The following is a 24,657-nucleotide window of genomic DNA, read 5'->3' on the forward strand; positions in this document are numbered from 1 at the left end:
AAGCCCAACCTTCATGGGCGGTTCTCCTCCACTCATGAGCATGAGGTACAGAGCATGACCAAAGTGACTGTGAAGAAAAAGGACGACGCTCCGGGTACGCTGGGCGAAGTGCGCGGCTACGCGCGCAAGATCTGGCTGGCTGGCATCGGCGCTTATGCGCGGGTGGGCCAGGAAGGCTCCGACTACTTCCAGGAGCTGGTCAAGGCCGGCGAAGGCGTCGAGAAGCGTGGCAAGAAACGCATCGACAAAGAGCTCGATGCTGCCAACCACCAGATCGACGAAGCCGCTGAAGAAGTCAGCCGCGTACGCGGCAAGGTAGAAATTCAACTCGACAAGATCGAAAAAGCTTTCGACGCACGGGTAGGACGCGCCTTGAATCGCATCGGCATTCCGTCTAAACATGACGTTGAGGCGCTGTCGATCAAGCTTGAACAGTTGCACGAGCTGCTTGAGCGCGTCGCGCACAAACCATAAGGAGAGCAGGATGGCTGGCAAGAAGAACACCGATAAAGACGGCAGCTCCTGGGTCGGCGGGATCGAGAAGTACTCCCGCAAGATCTGGCTGGCGGGGCTGGGTATCTATTCCAAAGTCGACCAGGACGGCCCGAAGCTGTTCGACTCGCTGGTGAAAGATGGCGAGAAGGCCGAGAAGCAGGCGAAGAAGACGGCTGAAGATGTAGCCGAAACCGCCAAGTCGTCGACCACTTCGCGCGTGTCTGGCGTGAAGGACCTCGCGCTGGGCAAGTGGAGCGAACTCGAAGAGGCCTTCGACAAGCGCCTGAACAGCGCCATCTCGCGCCTGGGCGTGCCGAGCCGCAACGAGATCAAGGCCCTGCACCAACAAGTGGACAGCCTGACCAAGCAGATCGAGAAGCTGACCGGTGCTTCGGTTACGCCGATTTCGTCGCGCACTGCCGCCGCGAAGCCGGCTGCGAGCAAGGCTGCGGCCAAGCCACTGGCCAAGGCAGCAGCAGCGGCCAAGCCTGCGGCGAAAACCGCGGCGGCCAAACCTGCGGCTAAAACGGCAGCGGCGAAACCTGCGGCCAAGCCTGTAGCCGCCAAGCCTGCGGCGAAACCGGCAGCGGCCAAGCCCGCGGCAGCCAAGAAACCAGCGGTGAAGAAAGCCCCGGCCAAACCGGCCGCCGCCAAGCCAGCAGCACCCGCTGCCAGCGCCGCCCCGGCTGCTACCGCAGCACCGGCACCTGCCGCCGCCCCGGCCAGCAGCGCACCATCGGCACCAACGGGCACCGGTACCCTGATCTGATACCGCGTCGCCTTCTTCGCGGGCTTGCCCGCTCCCACAGGTACAGCGCCGACCAGCCAGTCAGTGCAGTCCCTGTGGGAGCCACAGGAACAGCGCCGATCAGCAGGTCAGCGCGGGCCCTGTGGGAGCGGGCATGCCCGCGAAGGCCCCAGCGCCGAAACAGCAGGTTTATCCCTCCAGGTAGCGCACCGCCAGCTGCTCCGCCGCCGCCCGCGCCTGTGCCTGCAGATGCGGCGCCACCAGCATCATCACCTGGTACACCACAATCCCCACATCCGCCTCGCGCCCCAGCACCCGCTGGTAATCCAGCGAGAACAGCAGCGTCATCGTGATCTGCTCCACCAGTTGCCCCAGCGCCTGGGTCCCGCTCTCTACCAACCCCTGGCCCTTGAGGCTGGCCAGCAACGCCGCCAGCGTACGCTTGAGTGCATTGATCAGGCTGCGCATGCCGCGCGCCAGTTTGGGCAGGCGGCCGGTGAGGTTGGACAGGTCCTGGAACAGAAAGCGGTACTGGGCCATGTGCTCGACGATCAGGTGCAGGAACAGCCAGTAGTCCTCGGCATCCAGGCGCACGTCCAGGGGTGGGTCGAGCAGGGGCATCAGCGCTTCTTCGAAGCGCTCGAACAGGCCCAGCACCAAGGGTTCCTTGCCATGGAAGTGGTAGTACAGGTTGCCTGGGCTGATGCCCAGTTCGTTGGCAATCTCCAGGGTGGATACGTTCGGTTCGCCCTGCTGGTTGAACAGCTGCAGGGCGCATTCGAGGATACGGTCGCGGGTCTTCATCCAGTCGTAGGGCTCATCGGGTCAGGACATAGGTGCCTGGCGCCGGGCCGAGCGGTGGATAGGTACTGTTGCCCAGCTCGGTACGGGGAGCCTTGAGCGGGCCGGAGCGCGGTGTGATCCACTCCAGCCACAAGGGCCACCAACTGCCGTCGCTGCGCTTGGCTTCGTAGAACCAGGCGCGCGGGTCGCCGGACAGTTTGGGGTTTTCCAGGTAGTAGGCCTTGGGGTTGCCCGGCGGGTTGATGATGCTCTGGATGTGCCCGCTGTTGGCCAGCACGAAACGCCGGTCCCCTCCGAGCAGCAAGGCCGAGCGGTACACGGCGTCCCATGGGGTGATGTGGTCGTTGCTGCCGGCTACGGTAAAGCTGTCCAGGTCGACCTGCTTGAGGTCGATGGGTGTGCCGCACACTTCAAGGCCTGCCGGGTGGGTGAGCGGGTTGTGCTTGAAAAAGTCCAGCAAGTCGCCGTGTAGTGCTGCGGGCAGGCGTGTGTTGTCGGCGTTCCAGTAGAGGATGTCGAACGCGGGCGGGGCTTTGCCCAACAGGTAGTTGTTGACCCAGTAGTTCCAGATCAGGTCGTTGGGGCGCATCCAGGCGAAAATCCTGGCGACTTCGCCGCCGTCCAGCACGCCCCGTTGATAGGAACGGCGCTTGGCGGCCTCTACCGTCTGTTCGTCGGCGAACAGGCTGGCCGGGCTGTCGAACTTGCTGTCGAGCAGGCTGACCAGGTACGTGGCGCTGCGGATCTTGCGCAACTGATGCCTGGCCTGCAGATGGCCTTGCAGTGCGGCCATGGTCAGGCCGCCGGCGCAGGCACCCATCAGGTTGGGGTCGCGGTTGCCGCTGATGCTGCGGCAGGCGTTCAGTGCTTCTTCCAGGGCCTGTACGTAGGAGGACAGGCCCCACTCGCGGTGGCGCGGGTCGGGGTTGCGCCAGCTGATCATGAACACCTGCAGGCCGTTCTTGAGCATGTACTGGACAAAGCTGTTGTGCGCCTGCATGTCGAAGATATAGAACTTGTTGATTTGCGGCGGCACCACCAGCAAGGGCCTGGCGTGCTGTTTTTCGCTCATCGGCTTGTACTGGATCAGCTCCAGCAGCTCGTTGCGAAACACCACCGCGCCGGGCGTTGCCGCCAGGCTGCCACCCACCTCGAAGGCGCGTTCGTCCACCTGGCGCGGCAGGCCGTCGTTGTGGCGCAGGTCGTCGAGCAAGTGGGCCACGCCACGCACCAGGCTTTGCCCACCGGTGTTCAGCAGCTCCTTGACCGCCAGCGGGTTGAGCAGCGAGTTGCTCGGTGCCAGGGCGTCGTTGATCATGCCGAACAGAAAGTGCGCACGGGCCCGGTCATCGTCGTCCAGGTGGCTTTCGTCGATCCACTGGCGCGTCTGCTTCTGCCAGGCCAGATAGGCCTGCAGCCCTCGGCGATAAAACGGGTTCTGGCTCCAGGTCGGGTCGCTGAAGCGGCTGTCGCGAGGGTTGGGCTGGTAGGGCGTGTCGCCCAGCATCACGCGGCCCAGCTGGCTGCCGAACGCCAACAGGTGGCGCGCCGTGTGCAGCGGGTTGGTCAAGCCGTGGCGGCCGACCCTGCGCAGTGTCGACACCAGGTCGCGCCCGCGCAGGCCGAGTATGGCGTTTTGCACGTTCATGCTGGTGGCGGGAAGCGTTTTCGTTCCTTTGGCCGGTTTGTCTGTCATGGCAACACTCCCTCGTCTTACCCGATGTCTGGGCAGCGACAATCAACCGCCAGAGGCGGGGCGCGGGTGCATGACCGCGCGCTGACGTTCTTCCTGGAGAAACTTCATGATGATCGGTGCGACGGCCTCGGCCCGGGTAATCAGGAACAGGTGGCCATCGTCGATTATGTGTAGCTGGGCATTGGGAATCCGCCAGGCCAGCAGGCGCATGTTGATCAGCGGGATCAGCGGGTCGTCGTCACCGGCCAGCACCAGCGTCGGCTGGTGGATCTTGTGCAGCCAGTGGATGCTGGTCCAGCCCAGGCCGGCGAACAGCTGCCAGTAGTAGCCTAGCTTGCCACCGGAGCGAACCTTGGAGGCATGGTGCATGGCCAGGTCCGGGTCGCGGCGGAAGGCGCCGCCGTAGATCAGCGGTGCAATGCGGATCACATGGGAGGGCTGCACGTAGCGCCTGGGGCTGGCCATCATCCACAGGACTTTAGGCTTGCCCGGCACCATGACTGCGCCGGCGGCCGTGGCGGCCAGCACCAGTTTCTTGCAGCGCTCCGGGTAGTCGTGGGCAAACTGCTGGGCCAGGGCGCCGCCCCAAGACACGCCGATGACGTTGACCTGGCCGTAGTCCAGGTAGTCGAGCATGCGCGCCGTGAGCTTGGCCAGGCCAGGAAAGCGATAGGGGTGACGCGGAGTGGATGACCCCCCCACACCGGGCACGTCGAAGGCGATGACCTCCAGGTCCGGGTCCAGCGCCTCGATGAACGGGAACACCAGCTCCAGGTTGGCGCCGATGCCGTTGAAGATCAGCAACGGTGTCAGGTGCGGCTTGCCCGGGCGGACGGCGGTGCGAATGGACTGGTCGTCCAGTTCGACGGTCCTGAAGATGTAGGGTTCCGGCATGCGTTCGACTCTGTCGTGAAAAAAGTGCCGTGGCGCCCTCATGGCGACCACGGCAACGCAACTCAACGCTCGTGAACGTAGGTGCCTGGTGAGGCTTCGCCAGCGGCATAAGCGCGGTTGCCCAGGCGGGTCGGTGCTTTTTTCAGCTCTCCGGCACGCTCGCCCAGCCAGCTCTGCCAGTACAGCCACCAGGAGTCGGCATGCTTGGTGGCGTTTTCCTGCCAGGCCACCGGGTCGCCCGGGCGGTCAGCGCCGGTCATGAAGCGCGCCTTGGGGTTGCCTGGCGGGTTGAGGATGCTCTGGATGTGGCCGCTGTTGGACAGCACGAACTCGATCTTGCCGCCGAACAGGTGCGCCGAGCGGTAGCACGATTGCCACGGGGTGATGTGGTCGGCAGTGCCGGCAACGCTGAAGATGTCGCACTGCACATTCTTCAGGTTGATCGGGGTACCGCACACTTCCAGTGCATCCGGGCGGATCAGTGGGTTGCTCTTGAACATTTCGATCAGGTCGCCGTGGAAGGCGGCCGGCAGGCGCGTGGTGTCGTTGTTCCAGAACAGGATGTCGAACACCGGCGGCTCGTTGCCGAGCAGGTAGTTGTTGACCCAGTAGTTCCAGATCAGGTCGTTGGGGCGCATCCAGGCGAACACCTTGGCCATTTCGCTGCCTTCCAGCACGCCCGCCTGGTAGGAATGGCGCTTGGCGGCTTCCAGGGTCTGCTCGTCGACGAACAATGCGACCTGGTTGTCCATGGTGGTGTCCAGCACGCTGACCAGCAGGGTCAGGGCATTGACCTTGTTTTCGCCATTGGCGGCATAGTGGCCCACCAGCGCGGTGCAGGTGATGCCGCCGGAGCAGGCGCCGAGCATGTTCAGGTCTTTGCTACCGGTAATCGCCAGCACCGCGTCGACGGCTTCCTTGAGCGCATCGATGTAGGTGGACAGGCCCCATTCACGCTGGGCCTTGGTCGGGTTGCGCCAGCTGATGATGAAGGTTTGCTGCTGCGAACGCAGGCAGAAGCGCGCCAGGCTCTTTTCCGGGCTCAGGTCGAACACGTAGAACTTGTTGATCTGCGGTGGCACCACCAGCAGCGGGCGGGCATGCACCTGTTCGGTGATGGGGCTGTACTGGATCAGCTCCAGCACATCGTTGCGGTACACCACCGCGCCTTCGCTGGTGCCCAGGTTCTTGCCCACTTCAAAGGCGTCCATGTTCACCTGGCTGGGCATGCCGCCGTTGTTGACCATGTCCTTGGCGAGGTTGGACAGGCCGTCGAGCAGGCTCTTGCCGCCGGTTTCGAAGAAGCGTTTGACCGCTGCCGGGTTGGACAAGGTATTGGTCGGCGCCATGGCTTCGGTCATCAGGTTGATGACGAACTGGCCGCGGCTGATGTCCTGGGGGGACAGGTCGCTGTTGCCGATCCAGTCCTGCAACTCGTTGCGCCAGGCCAGGTAGGTTTGCAGGTAGCGGCGGTACAGCGGGTTGTTGCTCCAGGCCGGGTCGTTGAAGCGACGGTCGTCGCTTTCCGGGGCCAGGCTGGACTTGCCCAGCAGCACGTTTTTCAGCTCCAGGCCAAAGTGGGCCACATGCTTGGCGCTGTGCAGCGGTTGGCGCACGGCCTGGCGCAGCACGGTGCGTGCAGAACTCAGCAGGTCCTTGCGGCGAATGCCGATGACCGGGTTCAGCCCCAGGGTGTTTTCCGAGGCCTGCCGCTGTAGCTCATCGTTGTTCTTGTTACTCATCTACGACGCTCCGTTGTCCTGAGACGAGTACCGGTTGCTGTGACAGGTGCACAGCCCTGAGCCCGGTACTGCTACTCGGGTGACCAGTGATAAGGAACAGCGGTGCTGCGGGGGTGCTGACTGCCTGCAAAGTGATGCAGGGAACTTGCCATACCCATTGGTTACCCGACTTTCATGTATTGCGCAAGACACCCCTTCACTGGGCTGTCTGTAAGTCATTCAAACAGATGAATTTAGAAAATGCGCTCTAAAACCTGAAGGCCTTGCGCTAGAGCATGAGTTTGACCACCGATTCGGCCGGATCGCGGGATTTTCCGGCCTTGTGCAGCTCGTCGAGGTAGTCGGCCCACAGCTGTTCCTGGCGCAGGCACAGCTGCTCCAGGTACTCCCAGGTGAACAGGCCGCTGTCATGGCCGTCGTCGAAGGTCAGTTTCAGTGCATATTGGCCGGCAGGTTCCAGGCCGACCAGGCCGACGTTGATCTTGCCAAATTGCAGGATGGGGTTGCCGTGGCCCTGGACCTCGGCGGAAGGGGAGTGCACGCGCAGGAGTTCGGCGGGCAGGTGGTAGACCTCGCCGGGGGCGTAGGTGAGGGTGAGGGTTTTAGAAGCTTTGTGCAGATTTATGGCGGTGGGCAGGCGGGCCATGGCTGGAATCTCTCGGGAGCTGATAGTGCACAGCTTCGGGAGATTCGGACCAATGTGCAAGGGGGCTGCTCTGCAGCCCTTTCGCCGGCAAGCCAGCTCCCACAGGGACTCCACAGGTTTCAGGCCTGTGGTATTCCTGTGGGAGCTGGCTTGCCGGCGAAAGGGCCGCAAAGCGGCCCCGTGCGGGCTTACAGGATGTAACGCGACAAGTCTTCGTTCTGTGCCAGTTCACCCAGGTGGCTGTTCACATACGCAGCGTCGATCCGGATCGGCGTTTCGTCATGGGCACTGGCCAGGTCGCCAGCGCTGAACGACACCTCTTCGAGCAAACGCTCAAGCAGGGTGTGCAAGCGGCGGGCACCGATGTTCTCGGTCTTTTCGTTGACCTGGTAGGCAATCTCGGCCAGGCGCTTGATGCCATCGCCGATGAACTCGATGTTCAGGCCTTCGGTCTTCAGCAGCGCCTGGTACTGCTCGGTCAGCGAAGCGTGCGGCTCTTGCAGGATGCGCTCGAAGTCTTCCGGGGTCAGTGCCTTCAGCTCGACACGGATCGGCAGGCGGCCTTGCAGCTCGGGCACCAGGTCGCTTGGCTTGCTCAGGTGGAACGCACCCGAGGCAATGAACAGGATGTGGTCGGTCTTGACCATGCCCAGCTTGGTGTTGACCGTGCAGCCTTCGATCAGTGGCAGCAGGTCGCGCTGCACGCCTTCACGGGAAACGTCTGCGCCGCCAACGTTGCCACGCTTGGCAACCTTGTCGATTTCGTCGATGAACACGATGCCGTGTTGCTCGACCGCTTCCAGGGCCTTGGCCTTGAGCTCTTCCTCGTTGACCAGGCGGCCCGCTTCTTCGTCGCGAACCATCTTCAGCGCTTCTTTCACCTTCAGCTTGCGCGCCTTGCGCTTGCCTTTGCCCATGTTGGCAAACAGGCTCTGCAGCTGGTTGGTCATTTCTTCCATGCCGGGCGGCGCGGCAATTTCGACGCCAACGGCATCGGCTACTTCGATTTCGATTTCCTTGTCGTCCAGCTGGCCTTCACGCAGGCGCTTGCGGAACAGCTGGCGGGTGTTGGAATCGCTGCTGGTCTGCGCGGCTTCTTCGGAGAAGCTGCTGACCCGCGCCTGCGGCAGCAGGGCATCGAGGATACGGTCTTCGGCGGCGTCCTCGGCGCGGTGGCGCACGCGGATGATCTCCTGCTCGCGCAGCATCTTCAGCGCGGCGTCGGCCAGGTCACGGATGATCGACTCGACGTCGCGGCCCACGTAGCCCACTTCGGTGAACTTGGTGGCTTCGACCTTGAGGAACGGCGCGTTGGCCAGTTTGGCCAGGCGACGGGCGATTTCGGTCTTGCCGACGCCAGTAGGGCCGATCATCAGGATGTTCTTCGGGGTCACTTCGGCACGCAGCTCGGCAGGCAGCTGCATGCGGCGCCAGCGGTTGCGCAGGGCGATGGCCACGGCGCGCTTGGCGTCGTCCTGGCCGATGATGTGGCGGTTGAGTTCGTGGACGATCTCGCGGGGGGTCATGGACATGATCAATAGGGTCCTGGGGCAGATGAGTCAGCGTGGAAAAGCCCCTTCACCGGGAAGAGGCGCCAGAGCAGCTGAATCAGTCGGCCAGGTCCTGCTCCTCGATGGTCAGGTTGTGGTTGGTGAACACGCAGATGTCGCCGGCGATGTTCAGGGCAGTTTCAGCGATTTCACGGGCCGAAAGGTCGGTCTTGTTCAGCAGGGCGCGGGCTGCGGCCTGGGCGTAGGCGCCACCGGAACCCATGGCGATCAGGCCGTCTTCGGGTTCGACCACGTCACCGTTGCCGGTGATGATCAGGGAGGCATCCTTGTTGGCCACGGCCAGCATGGCTTCCAGGCGGCTCAGGGAACGGTCGGTACGCCATTCCTTGGCCAGCTCGACGGCGGCGCGGACCAGGTGGCCCTGGTGTTTTTCCAGCTGGGCTTCGAAGCGCTCGAACAGGGTGAAGGCATCGGCGGTGGCACCCGCGAAGCCGGCGATGACCTGGCCGTGGTACAGGCGGCGCACTTTCTTGGCATTGCCTTTCATCACGGTGTTGCCGAGGGATACCTGGCCGTCGCCGCCCATGACGACTTTGCCGTTACGGCGGACAGAAACGATGGTGGTCAAGGGGAGAGTCTCCACGCAGCGGGGCGAAAGTGCCTGATGCAGACTCATATGGGGGTGGGGGGAAAGATTTCAACCGTGGGGGATGAATGGTTGGTGCCGTCCTGCACTGACCTCATCGCCGGCAAGCCAGCTCCCACAGAGATATCACAGGCCTTGAGGGCAATGATTTCCTGTGGGAGCTGGCTTGCCGGCGATGAGGCCAGTGAGGGTTACTCAGGCCTCGTGGCAGACGTGCCCATCGACCAAGGTATAACGCACCGCACCCGGCAGGCAGTGGCCGATGAACGGGCAGTTCTCGCCACGCGAGAACCACTGCTCGCCGGCAACGGTGGAGGCTTGCGGGTCGAACAGCACCAGGTCGGCCGCACCACCCACCTTCAGCTCACCGGCCGGCAGGCGCAGGGCGGCAGCCGGGCCGCTGCTCAGGCGGGCGAGCAAGGTCGGCAGGTCGAGCAGGCCGTCCTGCACCAGGGTCATGGCCAGTGGCAGCAGCAACTCGACGCTGCTGATGCCCGGCTCGGTGGCGCCGAACGGGGCCAGCTTGGCGTCGCGCTCATGGGGCTGGTGATGGCTGGAAATCGCCTGGATCACGCCCGATTTGACGGCGGCGCGCAGGCCATCGCGGTCTTTGGCAGTGCGCAGCGGTGGCTGCACGTGGTACAGGCTGGAAAACTCGCGCAGCGACTCATCGGTGAGTATCAGCTGGTACAGCGCCACATCGGCGGTCACCGGCAGGCCGAGTTCCTGCGCCTGGGCAATCAGCTGTGCGCCACGGGCGCTGGTGATCTGGCTGAAGTGCGCACGCACGCCGCTTTGTTCCACCAGCAGCAGGTTGCGCGCCAGGGCCACGGTTTCGGCGCTTTCCGGGATGCCCGGCAGGCCGAGGAAGCTTGCCATGGCACCTTCGTGGGCCAGGCCGCCCTCGGCCAGGTCGCGGTCCTGGGAATGGAACACCACGGTCAGGTCGAAGGTGGCGGCGTACTCCAGGGCGCGGGCCAGGGTACGGTTGTTGGGGATTTGTTTCAGGCCGTTGCCGAAGGCCACGCAACCGGTGTCGCGCAGGGCCACCAGCTCGGCCAGTTGCTCGCCTTCAAGGCCTTTGGTCAGGGCGCCGATCGGGTACACCTTGCTGTTGGCGGCCTCGCGGGCGCGGTCCAGGATCAGCTCGGCCACCGCCGAGGTGTCCAGCACCGGCTTGGTCTGCGGGGGGCAGCACAGGCTGGTGACACCGCCGGCCACGGCCGCGCGGGTTTCGCTGGCAATGTTGCCTTTGCGGCTGTAACCCGGCTCGCGCAGCGACACGCCAAGGTCGACCAGGCCAGGTGCGGCGACCAGGCCATCGGCCTGGATGTTGCGGCTGGCGCTGAAACCGGCCGGCGCGGCGCCGATGGCGGCAATGCGGCCACCGTCCAGGTGCAGGTCGGTGACCTGGTCCAGGCCGGTCTTGGGATCGATGACCCGGGCGCCAAGAATACTGATGGTCACAGGGCGTTCTCCTGGTCGAATTGACGTTGCGCGTTCTGCCCGCTCATGGCCATGGACAGCACGGCCATGCGCACGGCGATGCCGTAGGTGACCTGGTTGAGGATCACCGAGTGCTTGCCGTCGGCCACCGCCGACTCGATTTCCACGCCACGGTTGATCGGGCCCGGGTGCATGACGATGGCGTCAGGCTTGGCCCCGGCCAGGCGCGCGGTGGTCAGGCCGAACAGGCGGTAGAACTCGCCTTCGCTGGGCAGCAGGCCGCCGGCCATGCGCTCACGCTGCAGGCGCAGCATGATCACCACGTCGACATCCTTCAGGCCTTCGGCGAGGTCGGTGTAGACCTTCACGCCGTACTGCTCGATGCCGATAGGGATCAGGGTTTTCGGGCCGATCACGCGGATGTCCGGGCAGCCCAGCGCCTTGAGCGCCAGCATGTCGGAGCGGGCCACGCGAGAGTGCAGGATGTCGCCGACGATGGCCACCGAGAGGTTCTCGAAGCTGCCCTTGTGACGGCGAATGGTGAGCATGTCGAGCATGCCCTGGGTCGGGTGCGCATGGCGGCCGTCACCGCCGTTGATCACGGCGACGTCCGGGCACACGTGCTCGGCGATGAAGTGCGCGGCGCCGGAGTCGGAATGGCGTACCACGAACATGTCGGCAGCCATGGCTTCAAGGTTGCGCAGGGTGTCGAACAGGGTCTCGCCCTTGCTGGTCGAGGAGGTCGACACGTTCAGGCTGATCACGTCGGCCGACAGGCGCTGGGCCGCCAGTTCGAAGGTGGTGCGGGTACGGGTCGAGTTCTCGAAAAACACGTTGCACACGGTCTTGCCGCGCAGCAACGGGACTTTCTTCACGGCCCGGGCACCGACTTCCAGGAACGAGTCGGCGGTGTCGAGGATCTCGGTGAGCAGTTCGCGGGGCAAACCGTCGAGCGAGAGGAAGTGGCGCAGCTGGCCCTGATCATTGAGCTGCAGCGGGCGCTTGGCGTCGATTGGCGTCATCGCGGGGGACTCTTAAAGGGCGGAAGCGGAGGCGAGGTCCTGGCGCTCGAGGGCGAGCGGTGCGGGTCCGGTCAATTTTACCCGTTCATGGGCGGCCAGCGACAGGGTGGCGCCGAGCACATTCGGACGGATCGGCAATTCGCCGGCATCCAGGTCCAGCAGGCAGACCAGGGTGACGCTGGCCGGGCGGCCGTAATCGAACAGTTCGTTGAGCGCCGCGCGGATGGTGCGACCGCTCATCAGCACGTCATCCACCAGCACCAGATGCTGGCCCTCCACCTCGAACGGCAGCTCGGACGGGCGCACTTGTGGGTGCAGGCCGTTCTGGCTGAAGTCGTCGCGGTAGAACGAGACGTCCAGGGTGCCCATGGGGCTGCTGTCGCCCATGGCTTCCTGCAGCGCCTGGGCAACCCAGACACCGCCAGTGCGGATACCGATGTAACGGGGCTCGGTGATTGCCCGGCGCGCCAGGTGGGCACGAAGGTCGACAGCCATCTGCCGAATCAGGTCGGCGGGATTGGGTAGGCTCATTGCGGGCTCCTCGGAAGGGTGCGCCGGGCGGGGCCGGCGGCAAAGATGATCAGGTATTGGCCTCCAGCCAGCCTTGCAGCAACAGGGCGGCGGCGATGGCATCGACCGGGTTGTCGCGGTAGCTGCCACGCTGGCCACCACGGGCCATGCGCTCGCCTTTGGCCTCAAAGGTGGTCAGGCGTTCGTCGTGGGTATGCACGGGCAGGTTGAAGCGGCCGTTCAGGCGGCGGGCGAACTTTTCGGCGCGGGCGCTCATTTCGCTGGGGGTGCCGTCCATGTTCAACGGCAGGCCGACGACAATGGCATCGGGCTTCCACTCATGGATGAGCTTTTCCACCTGGGCCCAGTCCGGCACGCCGTTCTGCGCCTTCAGGGTGCACAGCTCGCGGGCCTGCCCGGTGATCACCTGGCCAACGGCCACACCGATCTGTTTGCTGCCGTAGTCGAAACCCAGCAGTAGGCGTAGTTCGGCCATCAGGCGTGGCCCGCCTGGCTGGTCAGCAGGTGCAGGTTGATCCCCAGGCTGGCGGCCGCAGCTTCCAGGCGCAGGTCGCTGGCCCGGTCAAAGATGATTTGTGGGTCGAACGGGCAGTTGAGCCAGGCGTTGTCGGCCAGTTCGGCTTCCAGTTGGCCCGCTTCCCAGCCGGCGTACCCCAGTGTGATCAGGCTCTGTTTCGGGCCTACCCCGGCGGCAATGGCCAGCAGCACATCCTGCGAGGTGGTCAGCGACAGCCCTTCCAGGGCCACGGTGGCCTGGAAGCTGCATTCGCTGCTGTGCAGGACGAAGCCGCGGTCGGTCTGTACCGGGCCACCCTGGTAGATCGGCATCTGCAAGGTGCTGGCCGGCGGCGTTTCGTCCGGGCGCAGTTGCTCGAGGATGTCGGCCAGGCTCAGTTCCTGCGGCCGGTTGACCACCAGGCCCATGGCGCCATGCTCATTGTGCTCGACGATGTACGTGAGGGTCTGGGCGAAGTTCGGATCGGCCATGTGCGGCATGGCAATCAGGAACTGGTGCTTGAGGTAGCTCGGGGCGAGGGTTTTCATGGGGGATAGTGTGGCGCCAGGTGGCGAGGCTGACAAGGTGCGGATTCGTGTCGCTTGGTTGGCGACTGTCTTGAGGTTTTTGGCGCCTGTGAGATCGAGCGCCGCCCGCGCGGCGCATCGCGAGCTGCGCTCGCTCCTACGTTTGTTTCGGGCCAGTAACGCCTGTGGCAGGCGCGCGCGACCGCCTTGTTTGTACGACACGAAATCGCGCCATGCGCAAAGGGTTCGCGCGCAAATGGCACAGGAATAATTGGCCCGAAACAAACGTAGGAGCGAGCGCAGCTCGCGATGCGCCGCGCGGGCGGCGCTCGATATCCGCGCCACCGCACATCGCAAGCCCTACACCCAAGGCCAACACTCAGTTACTGGACAAACGGTCCCCACGGGCAAACCGCCATGTCCGAATAATCTCCAGCCGGTCAAACTCAGCCAAATCCCCGGTAAACGGCGCAAACGGCGCCGCCAGTCTTACGATGCGTTGCGCCGCCTGGTCCAGCACCTGTTGCCCGGACGATTCAAGCACCAGCACCTCGTACAGCGAACCATCGCGGTTGATCGACACCATCATCCGCAAGTTGCCGTAAATCTGCTGCCGACGGGCTTCGTCGGGGTAGTTCAGGTTGCCTACCCGCTCGACCTTCTTGCGCCACTCTTCCTTGTACCAGGCGCCCTTGTCGCGCATGGTCGACGCGGCGTTCAGGCGGTGGATGCGCGGGCGCTTGGCGTACATCTGCTGTTCGTTGGACAGCTCCGCCTCCAGGCTGGCGATCTGGCTGGACAGCTGTGAGCTGTCGAAGTCTGGCGCGGGCGCCGCCGGTTTGGGCTGTGCCTTGCTTTCCTTGGGCTTGGGTTCGACCTTCTGCGGCTTGGGCGCAGTCGTCACTACCGCCGACTTTTGTGGGGTAGGAGGCGGTACCACCTCGGGCCTGGCCGCAGGCGGTGGCGTGATCTTGTTGATCTTGCTGTCCTGGAAAGGCGCCAGTTCGGTGGTGGTGGGTACCGCTTTCTTGTCCAGCGTGCCGCTGCCCTGCTGGTTTTCCTGAGCCTGGAAATCGGCCTTCTCGGGCGCTTTCTCGCTCTTGAAGGTGGCCAGGGTGATGTCCATGGTGTGGCGGATTTCGGCAGGCTTGACCACGGTGAAGCCGACGCCAAGGATCAGCGCCAGGTGCACCAGGGCAGCCAGGAACAGGGTAAAGCCAAGCCGGTCCACCGGGCGAACACGGGGAGGCAGCAGGTCGGCAGGGATGTCAGCGGGCAGCGTCATCAGGTATCCAGCAACCGCAGGGCGGGGCAGCAGCACAGTCGAATAGGACCGGCATCATACCCCACTCTGCGGTTTTGCTTCGCGTTGGCTGTCAGCGCGCCTTGAGCTTGCGATCAATGGCATCCATCAATTTGCCACCGATATCGGTGTTGTAGGCAGCATCGATCTCGCGGATGCAGGTGGGGCTGGTGACGTTGATTTCGGTGAGGTAGTCGCCGATCACGTCCAGGCCCACGAACAGCAGGCCCTTTTCCCGCAAGGTCGGGCCGACCTGGGCGGCGATCCAGCGGTCGCGCTCGGTCAGCGGGCGCGCTTCGCCACGCCCGCCAGCGGCCAGGTTGCCACGGGTTTCGCCGCTGGCCGGGATACGTGCCAGGCAGTAGTCCACCGGCTCGCCGTCGATCATCAGGATGCGTTTGTCGCCGTCCTTGATCGCTGGCAGGTAGGCCTGGGCCATGATCTGCTGGGTGCCCAGCGCGGTCAGGGTTTCCAGGATCACCGACAGGTTGGGGTCGCCAGCGCGGTGACGGAAGATCGACGTACCGCCCATGCCATCCAGCGGCTTTAGGATCACGTCAACATGCTTGGCGGCGAATTCGCGAATGATGTCCGGGCGGCGGCTGACCAGGGTAGGGGTGGTGCACTGTGGGAACAGTGTGGCGAACATCTTCTCGTTGCAGTCGCGCAGGCTCTGCGGGCGGTTGACCACCAGCACGCCATCATTTTCGGCCTGCTCCAGCAGGTAGGTGCTGTAGACGAACTCCATGTCGAAGGGCGGGTCCTTGCGCATCAGGATCACGTCCAGCTCGGCCAGCGGGCTGTCCTGCTCCTCGCCCAGCTCGAACCAGCGCGCGGGGTCGGCAAACACCTTCAGCGGGCGCATGCGGGCGCGGGCCTTGCTTTCGCCCTGGTACAGGTCTTGCTGCTCCATGTAGAACAGGCTCCAGCCGCGTGCCTGGGCGGCCAGCAGCATGGCCAGCGAACTGTCCTTCTTGTAGGAGATGGACACAATGGGGTCCATGACAATGCCGAGGCGAACGCTCATGGGGTGGTTCCTCTTGGCGGCAGGTGGCCGCGATGGCGAAAGAAAAGTGGCTCAGGGTGGCGCCGCGAACGCCGCCGGTCAAGGGGCGGCGCAGATGGAATGGCCACCCGGAGTATGCTAAAAGTGCAGCTAATTTCCATTGGTAGGCGTCTATGGAACAACCCCTGAAGGTGATGGTGATCGACGATTCGCGCACGATCCGCCGCACCGCGCAGATGTTGCTCGGTGAAGCGGGCTGCGAGGTGATCACCGCCAGCGATGGCTTCGATGCCCTGGCCAAGATCGTCGACCACCAGCCCAGCATCATCTTCGTCGATGTGCTGATGCCGCGCCTGGACGGCTACCAGACCTGCGCCGTGATCAAGCACAACAGTGCTTTCAAGGACACCCCGGTCATTCTGCTGTCGTCGCGCGACGGGCTGTTCGACAAGGCCCGCGGCCGGGTGGTCGGCTCTGATCAGTTCCTGACCAAGCCGTTCAGCAAGGAAGAGCTGCTCGACGCGATCCGCGCCCACGTGCCCGGGTTTTCCGCGCCTCAACAACACGCACCCTGACCGCGCCCCGCCATGGCACGGCCTTACTTTCCTGATGGGGAAACAGCATGGCCCGAGTTCTGATTGTCGACGACTCGCCGACAGAGATGTACCGATTGACCGAATGGCTGGAAAAGCACGGCTACCAGGTGCTGAAGGCCAGCAACGGTGCCGACGGCGTGGCCCTGGCCCGGCAGGACAAGCCCGATGCGGTGCTGATGGACATCGTCATGCCTGGCATGAACGGCTTCCAGGCTACCCGCCAGCTCAGCAAAGACCCGGAAACCAGCGCCATTCCGGTGATCGTGGTCACCACCAAGGACCAGGAAACCGACCGCATCTGGGCCACGCGCCAGGGTGCCCGTGACTTCCTGACCAAACCGGTGGAAGAAGACGCGCTGATCGCCAAGCTCAAAGAAGTGCTGGGGGCTTGACCACCCGCCCGCAAGGCGCGTCGCTGACCGCCTTCGAGCTGTTGCTGGACATCGACCGGCGCTGCCGCCTGCTGGTCGCCGACCAACCGCCGCAGGACAACCGCCTGCAACAGTGGAGCGGTATCGGTTTTCGCATTGCCGGGCAGTGGTTTGTTGCGCCCATGGGCGAGGTGGCCGAGGTGCTGCGTGAACCGCGCAGCAGCCGCGTCCCCGGTGTGCAGCCCTGGGTGTGCGGGGTCGCCAACCTGCGCGGCCGGTTGTTGCCGGTGATCGACCTGAGCAGCTTCTTCGGCCTGGGCCACGTCGCCCCGGGCAAGCAACGGCGGGTGCTGGTGCTGGACCACGAGGCGCTGTTCGTCGGCCTGCTGGTGGACGAGGTACTGGGCCTGCAGCACTTTGACCTGGACAGCCTGCAGCTGTCGCCACCGCAGCCACTGCTGCGCGCCGCTGCTCGTTTTGTGCAGGGGCATTTCCCGCGTGAACGAAATTGGGCGATCTTCAGCCCCTTCGCCCTGGCCCAGGCGCCGGGCTTTCTTGATGTGGCGTTATAGGACCTGCGAACGTGAACAAGCCTGCCACCTCCGTTACCGCCACCACCGTGAGCCCGCGTACCCGCAGCATCGCGCAGATCACTGTGCTGTTCTTGATCCTGATCCTGTCGATCATCCTGTTGTTCGCCAACTTCGCGTACCTCAACACCCAGTCCAACTACGACAAGCAGTACATCGGCCATGCCGGCGAACTGCGGGTGCTGTCGCAACGCATCGCCAAGAACGCCACCGAAGCCGCTGCCGGCAAGGCCCTGGCCTTCAAGCTGCTGTCGGATGCGCGCAACGATTTTGAACGGCGCTGGGGCTACCTGCGCCAGGGCGACAAGTCCACCGGCCTGCCGCCCGCGCCGCCCACGGTGCGAGACGAGATGGAATCGGTACGCCGCGACTGGGAAAACCTGCGCAAGAACACCGACACCATCCTGGCCAGCGAGCAGACCGTGCTGTCGCTGCACCAGGTAGCGGCGACGCTGGCCGAAACCGTGCCGCAGTTGCAGGTGGAATACGAGAAGGTGGTCGAGATCCTGCTGCAAAGCGGCGCCCCGGCCAACCAGGTGGCGGTGGCCCAGCGCCAACTGTTGCTGGCCGAGCGCATCCTCGGTTCGGTCAACACCGTGCTGGCCGGTGACGACACCGCAGCCCAGGCGGCCGACGCCTTTGGCCGTGATGCCGGGCGCTTTGGCCAGGTGCTGGAGGGCATGCTCAGCGGCAACGCGGCCATTCAGGTCACCCGTGTCGAAGACGCCGATGCGCGCGCGCGGCTGGCTGAAATCGCCGAACTGTTCCAGTTCGTCGCCGGCTCTGTGGATGAAATCCTCGAAACCTCGCCCGAACTGTTCCGCGTGCGCGAAGCTGCCGGCAACATCTTCAGCCTGTCGCAAACCCTGCTCGACGAAGCGTCGCACCTGGCCAACGGTTTCGAGAACCTGGCCGGCGGGCGCACCCTCGACACCGTTGGCGGCTATGCCCTGGGCGTGCTGGCGCTGGCCTCGATCATCCTCATCGGCCTGGTCATGGTGCGCACCACCAACCGCCAGCTGCGCGAAACGGCGGAAAAGAACGAACGCAACCAGCAGGCGATCATGCGCCTGCTCGACGAAATCGAAGAGCTGGCCGATGGCGACCTGACCGTGACCGTATCGGTAACCGAAGACTTTACCGGCGCCATTGCCGACTCGATCAACTATTCCGTGGACCAGCTGCGCGACCTTGTGGCCACCATCAACCACAGCGCCGTGCAGGTGGCCGCCGCCGTGCAGGACACGCAGAACACCGCGCGCCAGCTGGCCAAGGCTTCCGAGCACCAGGCCGCGCAGATCAGCGAGGCCTCCGAGGCGGTCGGCGACATGGTCGAGTCGATCGACCGGGTATCGGCGCATGCCTACGAATCGGCCAAGGTGGCCGAACGCTCGGTGGCCATCGCCAACAAGGGCAACGAGGTGGTGCACAACACCATCAATGGCATGGACAACATTCGCGAGCAGATCCAGGACACCGCCAAGCGGATCAAGCGCCTGGGTGAGTCTTCCCAGGAAATCGGCGACATCGTCAGCCTGATTGACGACATTGCCGACCAGACCAACATCCTCGCACTAAACGCGGCGATCCAGGCCTCGCTGGCCGGTGAGGCCGGCCGTGGTTTTGCCGTGGTCGCCGACGAGGTGCAGCGCCTGGCCGAACGCTCGTCATCGGCTACCCGCCAGATCGAGGCGCTGGTGCGCACCATCCAGGCCGACACCAACGAGGCGGTGATCTCCATGGAGCAGACCACCGCCGAAGTGGTGCGCGGCGCGCGCCTGGCCCAGGATGCCGGGGTGGCGCTGGCCGAGATCGAAGGGGTATCGCAGAACCTGGCCGACCTTATCCACAGCATCTCCGATGCTGCCCAGCTGCAAACCTCGTCGGCCGGGCAGATCTCCCACACCATGGCGGTCATTCAGCAGATTACCGCACAGACCTCCGCCGGTTCCGGGGCCACTGCCGACAGCATCCGCCACCTGGCCCGCATGGCCAGCGAGATGCGCCGTTCGGTGTCCGGTTTCACCCTGCCGCCACCTGCCGAGCCCAAGTGAAACGCCGCGCCGAGGAAGTGACCATGGCATCTGCTGCTGTAAGCCCCGAGCGCCACGACACGGTGGCACTGGCCTGGACCAAGGCTGCCATCCTCGACTGCCTGGGCCAGGCGCGCCAGGCGCTGGAGCGTTTTGCCGGCGAACCCGGCGACCTGTCGATGTTGGCCTTCGTGGTCGACAACCTGCACCAGGTGCACGGCTGCCTGCGGATGCTCGAACTGCGAGGTGCGACGCGCCTGGCCGAAGAGCTGGAGCTGTTCGCCAAGGCCCTGGCCGACGGCCAGGTGAGCCCGCGGGGTGATTGCCTGGGTGCGTTGTTCCGCGGCCTGGAGCAACTGCCCTCCTACCTGGAGCGCTTGCGCGGTGCCCGCCACGACCTGCCCTTGGTGATGCTGCCGCTGCTCAACCAGCTGCGTGCCTGCCGTGGCATCGAGCCGCTGGCCCAGGCCAGCCTGATCAGCGGTGCGGCGCAGCGCTTTGCCGGCTCCGACGACCTGGCCAACCTCGACCTGTCGCTGGGCAACTGGCGCGATCAATTACAGGCCGGGCCGGGGCGCGATGCCCTGCGCTCGGTAGTGACCGCACTGTGCGACGACCTGATGCGCATCAAGGAGCGCCTCGACCAGTTCGTGCGCAGCGACCGTCAGCACAGCGAGCAGCTCGATGCCCTGCTGGCACCGCTGCGCCACGTGGCCGACACCCTGGCTGTGCTGGGCTTCCAGCAACCACGACGGGTGATCATCGACCAGGTGCTGGCGCTACAGGCCTTGGCCCAGGGCGAGCGGGCGGTGGACGACGCGGTGTTGATGGATGTGGCGGGCGCCCTGTTGTATGTGGAAGCCTCCCTGAACGGCATGGTCGGCCCGCTGGAGGAAAACGGCCAAGGCGGCCTGCCAGGCTCCGACCTGGCCGAGATACGCCAGCTGGTGCTGAACGAATCGCTGAACGTGTTGCAGCAGGCCAAGGACCTGATCGGCGATTACCTGGAGTCCGACTGGCCCCGGCAGCGGCTGCAACCCTTGCCAGGGTTGTTGCAGCAGGTTCGCGGGGCGTTGGCCATGTTGATGCTGCCCGCCGTGGCCGAACTGATTGCCGGCTGCGCAAGCTATGTGCAGCGTTGGTTGCAGCACCTGGAAGATGAGCCGCCCGCCGACGAGCTGGCCCACCTGGCCGAGGCCCTGAGCGCCGCTGAGTGCTACTTGCAGTGGCGGGTGGCCGACCCGCTGGCGGACGGCCAGCCATTCATCGACATGGCGCGTGCCAGCCTGGCGGCGTTGGGCGTGCACTGTGCGCAGGCCGATGCCCGAGCGGGCCTGGATGCCGATGGCGATGGCATCGATGACGAGCTACGTGAGGTGTTCCTCGAAGAAGCGGGCGAGTTGCTGCCGGATATCGAGCGCCACTGGTTGCGCTGGCGTGCCGACAACCAGCAGCGCGGGGCACTGGGGGAAGTGCGCCGCGCGCTGCATACGCTCAAAGGCAGTGGCCGCATGGTACATGCAGAGGCGGTGGCCGAACTGGCCTGGGGCGCCGAGCACCTGCTGAACCGGGTGCTGGAGGGCCGGAGTGTGCTCAGCCCTGAAGGCGTGGTGGCCCTGCAACAGGTGTTTGTCCATCTGCCCGATCTGCTGGCCGACTTTGCCGCCGGCCAGCTGCCGCAACTGACCGAAATCGAACAACTGGCCGGGCACCTGCATGCCCTGGCTGAAAACGACGTACCGGCGGCGGCCCATATCGATGGCCTCGATCCGCAGTTGCTGGATATCTTCCGCAGTGAGGCGCTGGGCCATCTGGCCAGCCTGGATGATTTTTTGCAGGGCGCCGACGGCCACGACACGCCGGTCAGCGATGGCCTGCAACGTGCCCTGCACACGCTCAAGGGCAGTGCCGCCATGGCCGGGGTGATGCCGGTCGCCGAGCTGGCCACCGCCTTCGACCGCCTGGCCCGTGAATACAAAGGCCATCAACTGCCCCTGCAAATGGCCGAGATCGAATGGCTGGAAGCTGCGCGCTCGTTGTTCCATCTGGGCCTGGCGCAATTGGACAGCACGCCGCTGGCAGCCATCCCTGGCGCTGCGGAGCTGATCGAAACAGTTGGCCAGGCAGTGGATAACCGCCTGGCCAGCGTGCATGACGACCCGCAGCATGCCCGGCGCAGCAAGCGCGACCCGCAGTTGGTGGCCAGTTTCCTGGCCCAGGCCATGGACATTCTGCTCGATGCCGAGTCATTGCTGTCGCGCTGGCAGCAACAGCCTGGCCAGCGTGATGCACTGGATACCCTGCTTGACCAGATGACCACCCTGGGCCACGCCGCGCACCTGGCCGACCTGTGGCAGATGGATGAGGTGTGCGAGGCCTTGCTGGACCTGTACGGCGCGGTGGAAGAGGGCAGCCTGCCCGCCGATGCACGCTTTTTCGCCCAGGCGCAGCGCGCCCATGAAGCCCTGCTGGACATGCTCGATGAAGTGGCGGCCGGGCAGGACATCGCGTCACGGCCAGAGCTTGTCGACAGCCTGCGCAACCTGCTGGACCAGGCCTTGGCACCGGATGCCACCGGCCTGGTGGGCATCGACACGGTTACCCCGCTGCACCCGGACATGGACCTGACGGATACCCTGGGGCTGTCGCACAACCCTCTGCTTCCAGAGGTGGGCGAGCCACTGCCTGAAGAGCCGGAAAGCGCCGGCGAAGAGCTGCTGGAAGTGTTCCTCGAAGAAAGCTCGGACATCGTCGAGAGCGCCGCCGCATCCCTGGCGCGCTGGCAGGCGGACCCGCGCAGCAGCGTCGAGGTGGACAACCTGATGCGCGACCTGCACACCCTCAAGGGCGTGGCGCGCATGGTCGAAATTGCCCCGATCGGTGACCTGGCCCACGAACTGGAATTCCTTTACGAACTGCTGGCTGCCGGGCGCTTGCCGCCGAGCCCGCCCCTGTTCGCCCTGCTGCAGAATTGCCATGACCGCCTGGCGCACATGCTTGATGCGGTGCGCCTGGGGCAGCCATTGCATGCCGCCACGGCGCTGATCGACTATATCCGCAACTTCAGCAGCGCAGCCCTGACCGACAGCGCTGCCGGCCAAGGGCCGATCGAAGCCGCTGCCAGCGAAATGCCGGCGGCAGCGCCAGAGCGGGCGCCTGGCGACATGGTCAAGGTTGATGCCGAGTTGCTCGATGATCTGGGCAACCTCGCTGGCGAACACTCGATCATTCGTGGGCGCATCGAGCAGCAGGTCAACGATGCGCAGTTCACCCTCAACGAAATGGAAACCACCCTGGAGCGCATGCGCGACCAGTTGCTGCGCCTGGACATCGAGACCCAGGGGCGGATCTCCAGCCGGCAGCCGTTCGAAACTGATGCCTATGACGACTTCGACCCCCTGGAGATGGACCGCCACTCGCAGTTGCAGCAACTGTCGCGGGCCTTGTTCGAGTCTGCCTCGGACTTGCTCGACCTGAAAGAAACCCTGGCCCAGCGCGCCCAGGAGGCTTACAGCCTGCTGCAGCAGCAAGCGCGGGTGAACAGCCAGTTGCAGGAAGGCCTGACCGCCACTTTGATGGTGCCTTTCGAACGCTTGGTACCACGCCTGCAGCGTGTGGTGCGGCAGGTGGCCAGCGAACTGGGCAAGCAGGTGGAGCTGGTGGTCGGCAACGCCGAAGGCGAACTGGACCGCAGTGTGCTTGAACGCATGGTGGCACCGCTTGAGCACATGCTGCGCAACGCGGTCGACCATGGCCTGGAAAGCCGTGAAGCACGCCTGGCCGCCGGCAAGCCGGAGCAGGGCACCATTCACCTGAATTTGCTGCACGAAGGTGCAGATATCGTTATCGAAATGACCGACGACGGTGCCGGTGTGCCATTGGAAGCGGTGCGGCGCAAGGCAATCAAGCGCGGCCTGCTGGACCCGCAGGCGAACCTGAGTGATCACGAGATCTTGCAGTTCATCCTGCGCCCGGGGTTTTCCACCGCCGAGAAGATCACCCAGATTTCCGGGCGCGGTCTGGGCATGGATGTGGTGCATGAGGAGGTCAAGCAGCTGGGTGGCGCGATGAGCATCGAGTCGGCCCAGGGCAAGGGCGCGCGCTTCTTGATCCGCCTGCCGTTCACCGTATCGATCAACCGTGTGCTGATGGTGCACCTGGGCGAAGAGCAATACGCCATCCCGCTCAACACCATCGAGGGCATCGTCCGCGTGCCGCCGGCAGAGCTGGCGGCGTGCTATCAGTTGGACACGCCCCGCTATGTCTACGCCGGCCACGAATACGAGCTGCGCTACCTGGGCGAGTTGTTGCAAGGCCTGCCGCGCCCCGCGCTGCTGGGGCAGAGCGTGCCTTTGCCGGTGCTGCTGGTGCATTCCAAGGAGCAGTCGTTCGCCATCCAGGCCGACAGCCTGTCGCCCAGCCGCGAGATCGTTGTGAAGAGCCTGGGGCCGCAGTTTGCTGCGGTTGCAGGGTTGTCGGGGGCGACGTTGCTGGGCGATGGCCGGGTGGTGCTGATTCTCGACCTGCTTGGCCAGTTGCGCGGCCAGCAGCGGCGCCTGGCCCGCTTGCCCGGTGGCGGCACCCAGCGCCAGTTGCTTGGCCCGGCGCCGCGGCGTGCGTTGCTGGTGATGGTGGTGGACGATTCGGTGACCGTGCGCAAAGTTACCAGTCGCCTGCTGGAGCGCCACGGCATGAGTGTGCTGACGGCCAAGGACGGGGTCGATGCCATGGCCCTGCTGGAGGAACACCGCCCCGACGTGTTGCTGCTGGACATCGAAATGCCACGCATGGACGGCTTCGAGGTGGCCACACGCATCCGCCGTGATGCCCGTCTGAAAGACCTGCCGATCATCATGATCACTTCGCGTACCGGGCAGAAGCACCGCGACCGTGCCATGGCCATTGGCGTCAACGAATACCTGGGCAAGCCGTATCAGGAGTCGCTGCTGTTGCAGAGCATTGCCCACTGGAGCCAGACCCATGCTTGAACTGATCTCCGGCCAGCGCAGCAGCCTGACCGGGCTGTTGCTGCCGTTGGGCGACCGCACCCTGGTACTGCCCAACGTGGCGGTGGCCGAACTGTGCGGCCAGCGCAATCCGCTGTGCCAACGCGGTGAGCCGGCCTGGCACCTGGGTTGGATCGACTGGCGCCAACAGCGCCTGCCGCTGATCGGCTTCGAGGCTGCGTGCGGGGGTGAGACGCCGTGCGGTGAGCGGGCCCGGGTGGTGGTGCTCAATGCGCTGGGCGACACCGGCCTGCGCTATTTGGCGCTGTTGCTGCAAGACATCCCGCGCTCGTGCAAGCTCGACAGCCAGTTGAACTACGTGGATGTGGCCCTGGGCCGCCTGGAGCTGGCGGCAGTGCAGGTGGGCGAGCAGGTGGCACGGGTGCCGGACCTGGTTGCACTGGAAAGGCTGGTGCGTGACGCGGATCTGCAACCTGACCTTGGGTAGGATGCAAGGCATCGGGCCTGGTCGTCTGGATGTGGGAATCGGGCTACCGCAACACCCTGTAGGAGCAGCCTTGTGCTGCGAAGAGGCCGGTAAGGCTGAA

The 24,657-nt window shown here is 64.8% G+C and carries 22 protein-coding genes; 8 read left to right on the forward strand and 14 right to left on the reverse strand.

Annotated elements, in window-relative coordinates; all coding sequences use genetic code 11:
• Positions 1–54: 54 nt before the first annotated feature.
• Together ABOC32_RS05075 and ABOC32_RS05080 are read left to right on the forward strand one after the other, a co-directional pair.
• Positions 55–474, forward strand: coding sequence for a phasin family protein (locus ABOC32_RS05075; RefSeq protein ID WP_426810299.1), 420 nt, complete (start codon positions 55–57; stop codon positions 472–474).
• Positions 475–484: 10 nt separating this feature from the next.
• The gene (locus ABOC32_RS05080; protein WP_426810300.1) at positions 485–1,264 is read left to right on the forward strand and encodes a phasin family protein; all 780 of its coding nucleotides are present in this window, start codon (positions 485–487) and stop codon (positions 1,262–1,264) included.
• A gap of 168 nt (positions 1,265–1,432) precedes the next feature.
• On the opposite strand, the gene ABOC32_RS05085 is transcribed toward ABOC32_RS05080, so the two are convergent.
• The 14 genes from ABOC32_RS05085 to gshB all read right to left on the reverse strand — a co-directional run bounded on the left by ABOC32_RS05085 (position 1,433) and on the right by gshB (position 15,534).
• Positions 1,433–2,047, reverse strand: coding sequence for a TetR/AcrR family transcriptional regulator (locus tag ABOC32_RS05085; protein ID WP_086978667.1), 615 nt, complete (start codon positions 2,045–2,047; stop codon positions 1,433–1,435).
• A 13-nt stretch (positions 2,048–2,060) separates the two neighbouring features.
• Positions 2,061–3,743, reverse strand: coding sequence for a class II poly(R)-hydroxyalkanoic acid synthase (gene phaC / locus ABOC32_RS05090; RefSeq protein WP_426810301.1), 1,683 nt, complete (start codon positions 3,741–3,743; stop codon positions 2,061–2,063).
• A gap of 42 nt (positions 3,744–3,785) precedes the next feature.
• Positions 3,786–4,637 carry a poly(3-hydroxyalkanoate) depolymerase gene (phaZ, locus tag ABOC32_RS05095; protein WP_426810302.1) on the reverse strand — a complete coding sequence of 284 codons (852 nt, stop codon included), beginning with the start codon at positions 4,635–4,637 and terminating at the stop codon, positions 3,786–3,788.
• Between the two features lie 62 nt (positions 4,638–4,699).
• The gene (gene phaC / locus ABOC32_RS05100; RefSeq protein WP_426810303.1) at positions 4,700–6,379 is read right to left on the reverse strand and encodes a class II poly(R)-hydroxyalkanoic acid synthase; all 1,680 of its coding nucleotides are present in this window, start codon (positions 6,377–6,379) and stop codon (positions 4,700–4,702) included.
• A 268-nt stretch (positions 6,380–6,647) separates the two neighbouring features.
• Entirely contained in the window at positions 6,648–7,025 is a 378-nt protein-coding gene (locus ABOC32_RS05105) for a gamma-butyrobetaine hydroxylase-like domain-containing protein (RefSeq protein ID WP_026034461.1), read from the reverse strand.
• 188 nt (positions 7,026–7,213) lie between these two features.
• The gene (gene hslU / locus ABOC32_RS05110) at positions 7,214–8,557 is read right to left on the reverse strand and encodes an ATP-dependent protease ATPase subunit HslU (RefSeq protein WP_426810304.1); all 1,344 of its coding nucleotides are present in this window, start codon (positions 8,555–8,557) and stop codon (positions 7,214–7,216) included.
• A 76-nt stretch (positions 8,558–8,633) separates the two neighbouring features.
• A complete protein-coding gene (gene hslV, locus ABOC32_RS05115) occupies positions 8,634–9,164 on the reverse strand; it encodes an ATP-dependent protease subunit HslV (protein WP_043198280.1) in 531 nt (176 codons plus the stop codon).
• Positions 9,165–9,377: 213 nt separating this feature from the next.
• Complete coding sequence (locus ABOC32_RS05120) at positions 9,378–10,649, reverse strand: dihydroorotase (protein ID WP_426810305.1); 1,272 nt, start codon at positions 10,647–10,649, stop codon at positions 9,378–9,380.
• The gene (locus ABOC32_RS05125; protein WP_027920654.1) at positions 10,646–11,650 is read right to left on the reverse strand and encodes an aspartate carbamoyltransferase catalytic subunit; all 1,005 of its coding nucleotides are present in this window, start codon (positions 11,648–11,650) and stop codon (positions 10,646–10,648) included. The genes ABOC32_RS05120 and ABOC32_RS05125 overlap by 4 nt, the downstream gene beginning before the upstream one ends.
• 12 nt (positions 11,651–11,662) lie before the next feature.
• Positions 11,663–12,181, reverse strand: coding sequence for a bifunctional pyr operon transcriptional regulator/uracil phosphoribosyltransferase PyrR (gene pyrR / locus ABOC32_RS05130; protein WP_016489547.1), 519 nt, complete (start codon positions 12,179–12,181; stop codon positions 11,663–11,665).
• Between the two features lie 49 nt (positions 12,182–12,230).
• Complete coding sequence (ruvX, locus tag ABOC32_RS05135; protein WP_086978670.1) at positions 12,231–12,656, reverse strand: Holliday junction resolvase RuvX; 426 nt, start codon at positions 12,654–12,656, stop codon at positions 12,231–12,233.
• Positions 12,656–13,225, reverse strand: a complete 570-nt coding sequence (locus tag ABOC32_RS05140) for a YqgE/AlgH family protein (RefSeq protein WP_426810306.1) — start codon at positions 13,223–13,225, stop codon at positions 12,656–12,658. The genes ruvX and ABOC32_RS05140 overlap by 1 nt, the downstream gene beginning before the upstream one ends.
• Before the next feature lie 358 nt (positions 13,226–13,583).
• Positions 13,584–14,489 (reverse strand): energy transducer TonB, encoded by a 906-nt coding sequence (locus ABOC32_RS05145; protein ID WP_043198277.1) that lies wholly within the window; start codon positions 14,487–14,489, stop codon positions 13,584–13,586.
• Between the two features lie 91 nt (positions 14,490–14,580).
• Positions 14,581–15,534, reverse strand: coding sequence for a glutathione synthase (gene gshB / locus ABOC32_RS05150; RefSeq protein ID WP_426810307.1), 954 nt, complete (start codon positions 15,532–15,534; stop codon positions 14,581–14,583).
• Positions 15,535–15,686: 152 nt separating this feature from the next.
• Between gshB and ABOC32_RS05155 the strand changes: the two genes are divergently transcribed.
• Genes ABOC32_RS05155 through ABOC32_RS05180 form a run of 6 tightly spaced genes read left to right on the forward strand, consistent with a single transcriptional unit; the run spans position 15,687 to position 24,557 of the window.
• Positions 15,687–16,088, forward strand: a complete 402-nt coding sequence (locus tag ABOC32_RS05155; protein WP_234226623.1) for a response regulator — start codon at positions 15,687–15,689, stop codon at positions 16,086–16,088.
• A gap of 47 nt (positions 16,089–16,135) precedes the next feature.
• Positions 16,136–16,501: a twitching motility response regulator PilH gene (gene pilH / locus ABOC32_RS05160; protein WP_012274551.1), complete on the forward strand. Its 366-nt coding sequence runs from the start codon at positions 16,136–16,138 to the stop codon at positions 16,499–16,501.
• Positions 16,498–17,052: a chemotaxis protein CheW gene (locus tag ABOC32_RS05165; RefSeq protein WP_086978675.1), complete on the forward strand. Its 555-nt coding sequence runs from the start codon at positions 16,498–16,500 to the stop codon at positions 17,050–17,052. The genes pilH and ABOC32_RS05165 overlap by 4 nt, the downstream gene beginning before the upstream one ends.
• 47 nt (positions 17,053–17,099) lie before the next feature.
• Entirely contained in the window at positions 17,100–19,124 is a 2,025-nt protein-coding gene (locus ABOC32_RS05170; RefSeq protein ID WP_254912531.1) for a methyl-accepting chemotaxis protein, read from the forward strand.
• Between the two features lie 23 nt (positions 19,125–19,147).
• Positions 19,148–24,091: an Hpt domain-containing protein gene (locus ABOC32_RS05175; protein WP_426810308.1), complete on the forward strand. Its 4,944-nt coding sequence runs from the start codon at positions 19,148–19,150 to the stop codon at positions 24,089–24,091.
• Positions 24,084–24,557 carry a chemotaxis protein CheW gene (locus ABOC32_RS05180; RefSeq protein ID WP_234226625.1) on the forward strand — a complete coding sequence of 158 codons (474 nt, stop codon included), beginning with the start codon at positions 24,084–24,086 and terminating at the stop codon, positions 24,555–24,557. Before ABOC32_RS05175 ends, ABOC32_RS05180 begins: the two co-directional genes overlap by 8 nt.
• The last annotated feature ends 100 nt before the right edge of the window (positions 24,558–24,657 follow it).

Source organism: Pseudomonas sp. WOUb67, from assembly GCF_050058005.1.
Classification (GTDB): Bacteria; Pseudomonadota; Gammaproteobacteria; order Pseudomonadales; family Pseudomonadaceae; genus Aquipseudomonas; species Aquipseudomonas putida_R.

Coding starts and splice junctions, on each gene's coding strand:
- phaC (WP_426810303.1), bottom strand. CDS start 6,379: ATGAGTAACAAGAACAACGATGAGCTACAGCGGCAGGCCTCGGAAAAC.
- ruvX (WP_086978670.1), bottom strand. CDS start 12,656: ATGGCCGAACTACGCCTACTGCTGGGTTTCGACTACGGCAGCAAACAG.
- ABOC32_RS05175 (WP_426810308.1), top strand. CDS start 19,148: ATGGCATCTGCTGCTGTAAGCCCCGAGCGCCACGACACGGTGGCACTG.
- ABOC32_RS05085 (WP_086978667.1), bottom strand. CDS start 2,047: ATGAAGACCCGCGACCGTATCCTCGAATGCGCCCTGCAGCTGTTCAAC.
- phaC (WP_426810301.1), bottom strand. CDS start 3,743: ATGACAGACAAACCGGCCAAAGGAACGAAAACGCTTCCCGCCACCAGC.
- pilH (WP_012274551.1), top strand. CDS start 16,136: ATGGCCCGAGTTCTGATTGTCGACGACTCGCCGACAGAGATGTACCGA.
- ABOC32_RS05145 (WP_043198277.1), bottom strand. CDS start 14,489: ATGACGCTGCCCGCTGACATCCCTGCCGACCTGCTGCCTCCCCGTGTT.
- gshB (WP_426810307.1), bottom strand. CDS start 15,534: ATGAGCGTTCGCCTCGGCATTGTCATGGACCCCATTGTGTCCATCTCC.
- ABOC32_RS05180 (WP_234226625.1), top strand. CDS start 24,084: ATGCTTGAACTGATCTCCGGCCAGCGCAGCAGCCTGACCGGGCTGTTG.
- pyrR (WP_016489547.1), bottom strand. CDS start 12,181: ATGAGCCTACCCAATCCCGCCGACCTGATTCGGCAGATGGCTGTCGAC.
- ABOC32_RS05080 (WP_426810300.1), top strand. CDS start 485: ATGGCTGGCAAGAAGAACACCGATAAAGACGGCAGCTCCTGGGTCGGC.
- ABOC32_RS05105 (WP_026034461.1), bottom strand. CDS start 7,025: ATGGCCCGCCTGCCCACCGCCATAAATCTGCACAAAGCTTCTAAAACC.
- ABOC32_RS05140 (WP_426810306.1), bottom strand. CDS start 13,225: ATGAAAACCCTCGCCCCGAGCTACCTCAAGCACCAGTTCCTGATTGCC.
- ABOC32_RS05155 (WP_234226623.1), top strand. CDS start 15,687: ATGGAACAACCCCTGAAGGTGATGGTGATCGACGATTCGCGCACGATC.
- ABOC32_RS05125 (WP_027920654.1), bottom strand. CDS start 11,650: ATGACGCCAATCGACGCCAAGCGCCCGCTGCAGCTCAATGATCAGGGC.
- hslU (WP_426810304.1), bottom strand. CDS start 8,557: ATGTCCATGACCCCCCGCGAGATCGTCCACGAACTCAACCGCCACATC.
- ABOC32_RS05075 (WP_426810299.1), top strand. CDS start 55: ATGACCAAAGTGACTGTGAAGAAAAAGGACGACGCTCCGGGTACGCTG.
- phaZ (WP_426810302.1), bottom strand. CDS start 4,637: ATGCCGGAACCCTACATCTTCAGGACCGTCGAACTGGACGACCAGTCC.